This is a genomic window from Thermodesulfovibrionales bacterium, assembly GCA_035622735.1.
Taxonomy (GTDB): domain Bacteria; phylum Nitrospirota; class Thermodesulfovibrionia; order Thermodesulfovibrionales; family UBA9159; genus DASPUT01.
Genome location: DASPUT010000244.1, coordinates 1 through 4,861, shown reverse-complemented (window position 1 = coordinate 4,861; position 4,861 = coordinate 1). Strand labels below are relative to the sequence as shown.

Annotated in this window: 3 protein-coding genes; all 3 read left to right on the top strand. The window is 55.6% G+C overall.

The window, feature by feature from the left end; genetic code table 11:
- Positions 1–2,054, top strand: a 2,054-nt coding sequence (locus VEI96_12680) for an NADH-ubiquinone oxidoreductase-F iron-sulfur binding region domain-containing protein (GenBank protein ID HXX58850.1), incomplete at its 5' end; no start/stop codon positions are given.
- Positions 2,055–2,064: 10 nt separating this feature from the next.
- Complete coding sequence (locus VEI96_12675) at positions 2,065–2,667, top strand: NADH-ubiquinone oxidoreductase-F iron-sulfur binding region domain-containing protein (GenBank protein HXX58849.1); 603 nt, start codon at positions 2,065–2,067, stop codon at positions 2,665–2,667.
- 53 nt (positions 2,668–2,720) lie between these two features.
- Entirely contained in the window at positions 2,721–4,739 is a 2,019-nt protein-coding gene (locus VEI96_12670) for a molybdopterin-dependent oxidoreductase (GenBank protein ID HXX58848.1), read from the top strand.
- Positions 4,740–4,861: the final 122 nt, after the last annotated feature.

The following is a 4,861-nucleotide window of genomic DNA, read 5'->3' as shown; positions in this document are numbered from 1 at the left end:
CGCTCATAAACTATACGTTCATGAGCCGGACCCCTTACCGGCAGGCCCTCTATAGAGAAGATTTCATGAGCGACCCGACGACGGAGATGCTCGATCTCCCCTTCTACAAGAAACAGGTGAGAATCGCCTTGAGAAACAATGACAAGATAGACCCCACGAATATCCATCACTATATCGCTGTGGGTGGATATGCGGCTCTCGAGAAGGCGCTTTCTTCGATGAGTCCCGACGATGTTCTCCATGAGATCGACAGGGCGATGTTAAGGGGGAGAGGGGGGGCGGGATTCCCGGCCGGTCAGAAATGGCATCACACGAGAAGCGCGCCAGGCGACATAAAATTCGTCATAGCCAATGGAGACGAGGGCGACCCCGGCGCGTTCATGGACAGGTCTATCATGGAGGGAGACCCCCACAGCCTCTTTGAGGGAATGCTCCTCTGCGCATATGCTATCGGCGCAGGATACGGATTTGTTTACGTGAGGCACGAATATCCCTTAGCGGTAAAGAACCTCAAGCATGCGATACGGCAGGCCGAGGCGATGGGACTGCTCGGCAAGAACATTCTCAGTACCGATTTCAGCTTTCACCTCGATGTGAGGGAAGGGGCGGGCGCGTTTGTCTGCGGTGAGTCGACGGCCCTTATCGCTTCCATTGAGGGAGAGCGGGGATTCCCGAGGCCGCGTCCGCCGAGGCTGTCCGAGCCCGGCGGCGGAGTCTGGGGTTACCCGAGCAACCTGAACAATATCGAGACTTACGCCTGCGTTCCGCCGATTATCGAGAAGGGGGCCGACTGGTTCCGGTCGATCGGAACGGTCACGTCTCCGGGAACAAAGGTCTTTGCCCTGACGGGGAAGGTGAAGAATACCGGACTCGTCGAGGTGCCGATGGGCATGACCCTGCGGGAGATCATCTTCGATATAGGGGGCGGGATACTGAACGATAAGCAGATAAAGGCCGTCCAGACAGGTGGTCCTTCAGGAGGCTGTATCCCGGCGAGTCGGCTCGACATCCCCGTTGATTTCGACTCCCTCTCGAAGGTCGGTTCGATGATGGGGTCGGGCGGAATGGTCGTCATGGATGAGGATACCTGCATCGTGGACGTCGCGAAATACTTCCTCTCCTTCACACAATCGGAGTCGTGCGGGAAATGTCCTCCCTGCCGCATCGGCACATACCAGATGCTCGAGATCCTCGAAAAAATTACCTGCGGTCTGGGTGAGCACGGAGACCTTGAGAGGCTCATCGCACTCGGAAAACTCATCCAGAGGGGCTCCCTCTGCGGCCTCGGTCAGTCCGCGCCCAATCCGGTCCTCAGTACGATAAAGTATTTCAGGGATGAATACGAGGAGCATATTTACGGCAAATTCTGCAGGGCGAATGTCTGCCGTGGTATGGGCGTCTTTGCCATAAACACCGCCGAGTGCTTCAGCTGCGGCCTCTGCAAGCAGGCCTGTGCCTTTGGCGCGGTGAAGGAGACAAGGGAACATTACTTCATCGACCAGGATTCCTGCACAAAATGTAAGGCCTGTTTTCTCGCCTGCCCTATCGGGGCGGTCAAGATGAGGAAGCAGAGCGTGGTGAAACTTGAAGAGCAGTTTAGGGTACCTCCTGAAAAAATCGAGGTGCTTGAAAGGAGAGCGAAGATGACACTGAAGGATGTGCTGGCGGCAAAACCGTCGAAGGTCGTCACCTGCACGACGACATGCATCGTTGCCGATGCGGTCACGGTCATGGACGGGAACAATGTGGGTTCTATCCTCGTTTACGACAATGACAAGAAATTGGCAGGGATATTCACGGAGAGGGACATCATGCATTGCTTTACGAAGAATATCTCTTTCAAGGACGATACGATCGAAAAAGTGATGACACCGAATCCTCTGGTACTTGATTCGTCGACGGACATCAGCGTCGCAATTACGGTAATGTCCGAGAAGAAAATCAGGCACCTGCCGGTCATGGAAGATGAGAAGATTGTCGGGATGATCTCCTACAGAGACCTCGTTTCCTACCTGCTGCCGGAAGTCATCTATATGGCAGAGGACATTTATTAGGAGCCGAGGCATGACCGAAAAAGATACGATGGAAAGAAAAGAGCTGAAGGTAGAAGAGATAAAAACGCTGGCCGAGGAGAAGACCTGTCCTGTCCAAAAGGCCTTTTTCTATATCACGGAATTCCTCTCGGGCCCGATGTGCGGCAGGTGTTTTCCCTGCGCCATGGGCAGCTACGAGGCGAGGATACGGCTCTCGCATCTCATTGAAGGGAAAGGGTTGGAAGGCGACCTATTCGCCCTGAGCCGGATAGCGGGAGAGATGCTTGAAGCCTCGATGTGCAAGAAGGGCAAAGACACCGCGAAGTTTATCCTCGACTGGATGGAGACCGGCCTCTACAGGGAGCATATCGAGGGCCGCTGTCCGGACGGGAGATGCGCCTCGCTTATCGAGTACCGGATAGTCCCGGACAAATGCACGATGTGCGGGCTCTGCCGTGACGCGTGCAATTACAGCGCGATTTTTGGAGAAAAGAAGAAGCCCTTTCTCAGCGGTTACCTGCCCTTCGAGATACGGCGGAAGAAATGTGTGAAGTGCGATGCATGCCGGAACGTCTGTCCCGAGGAAGCGATCATTGTCGTCGGAGCAAAGAGCGGGGAACCGGTAGGGGTCTGAGCAGTTAAGAAAATGCAGGGTCAAAATCAGGAAGAGAAGAGGAGGAGTTTTCAGTGGCAAACAAGGTGAAACTAACGATAGACGGCAAGGAGGTCGAGGCGACAGAAGGAATGAACCTTATCGATGCCGCCGAAATGGGCGGTATCCATATACCGAACCTGTGCTACCTCAAGGGCTTGAAGGGTATCGGCGCGTGCAGGCTCTGCCTCGTCGAGGTAGCAGGTCTGAAGGCGCCGATGATCGGCTGCACGACGAAAGTGAAGGAGGGGATGGTCGTCCGCACGAAGACCGAGCAGGTATTGGAGACGAGGAAATTTGTCGTAGACCTCATCCTTTCGATGCACCCGCTCGATTGCATGACCTGCACAAAGGCGGGCGTCTGTAATCTCCAGAACTACGCCTATGATTTTGAGATAAAAGAATCGAGCTTCACGAGGAAGAAATTCGGTTTTTCGATAGACGAGGCGAATCCGTTCATCCGGCGCGACCCCGATTACTGCGTGCTCTGCGGCAGGTGCGTGAGGGTCTGCAAGGACCAGGGTACGAATGTCCTCGAATTCATGGGACGGGGGGTAGGCTCGAAGGTCACCACGGCCGACGATAGACCGCTTCAGGATTCGGGTTGCACCTTCTGCGGCAGCTGTGTGGATGTCTGCCCGGTAAATGCGCTCCTCGAAGCCGACCGGTGGAGAAAGGGGAGGGAGTGGGATTACGACAAGGTCAGCTCGGTCTGCCTCCTCTGCGGCAATGCCTGTGATTTAACCGTCAGCACGAAAGAGGGCAGGCTCATGAAGGTCAATGCCGGCGCCCCCGAAGGTTCTCCTGAGAGATATATCTGTGCTTATGGCAGGTTTGGGTTTGACTGCGTCGAGGCCGACACGAGGGTCACGTCGCCTCTGAAGCGTGTCAATGGAGAATTGCAGGAGACGACGTGGGAAGATGCCCTGGAGATAGCTGGCAAGGGATTGAAGCGTGCAGGGGCAAAAGCCGGATTCGTGACTACCGGAGGGATCCTCAATGAAGATGCGCTGACCTTAAAGCGGCTGGCCCATGATGTGGTCAAGACAAGGAACCTCGACAGCACGGTAAGTCTTTACGGGGATGAAGAGACATTACTCTCAACCGGCGCGGATCTCGAAACGGCGGACCTCTTCATCCTCGTCGGTCTGGACCCGGACCAGTGGAAGAGGACGTTACCCGCCCTTGACGCGGCCATAAGGAGAAGGGTACACGGGGGCGCGAAACTCATTGCCATCAACGCATCGGAGACGAAGATTGCGTCGGCGGCTACGGTAAGCCTCGTAGAGAACGAGCTCGAGGCCCTGAAGGGCATGGTTAAGGCGATGATAGGGAAGGGCGCTGAAGCGGACGCGAAACTTTCTGCGGCGGTCTCTCAAGCCCTGATTACAGAAGCGATTGATCAGGCGGCGACGTTTTTTACCGAGGCGAAGAATCCCGTGATACTGACATCCCCGGCCCTGTACCGGGCATCTGCCAATGTAAGCCTTCTGAAGGCCGCTCCTGTCGTCTCTGTCCCTGTCGAGAGCAATGCCAAGGGGGTCTTACTCATGGGAGTCAAGGCGGAAGCGAAAACCTACCGGGAGATGACGGAAGGAGGGTTGAACCTCCTCTATGCGGTGGGTGAGGTCTCTTTGCAGGCGAGGCCCTCTGTTGATTTTCTCATTGTCCAGAATTCTCATCTCACCGGTCTCGCGAAACAGGCTGACCTCGTTCTTCCGTCCGCAGCGTTCCTCGAAGCGGACGGAACCATCGTTGATTACCTCGGCAGAGTGAAGCGTGTACGTCGGGCCGTCGAACCTGCCGGCGAAGCGCGTCAACACAGGGAGATATTCTCCGGAATCGCGAAGGCGATGGGAGCCGATATGAAAGAGGCGAAAGAGAGCGAAACAAAGAAGCTCACAAAAGTGAAGACGAAGGTGACCTTCGCCCCTTTCAACCGCAGAGAAGAGCTGGATGTGAAGGTCGAGGAGCTGGTCGAGTCTGTGAACGCCTCTGTCATCAACGGGTCGAGGCTTCTCTGGCTCAAGGAAGCGATGAAGGTTCCGGCCTGACCCCGATTGCGCATGCCCGAATAATCAGCTCCGGATGCCCCGCCTCTTGGCGGGGTTTCTTTTCGGCTTCGTGGCTGTCTTGACGAAATGGGTATCCTATTGTATGGGTATAATAGAAGCTA

Coding starts and splice junctions, on each gene's coding strand:
- VEI96_12675 (HXX58849.1), top strand. CDS start 2,065: ATGACCGAAAAAGATACGATGGAAAGAAAAGAGCTGAAGGTAGAAGAG.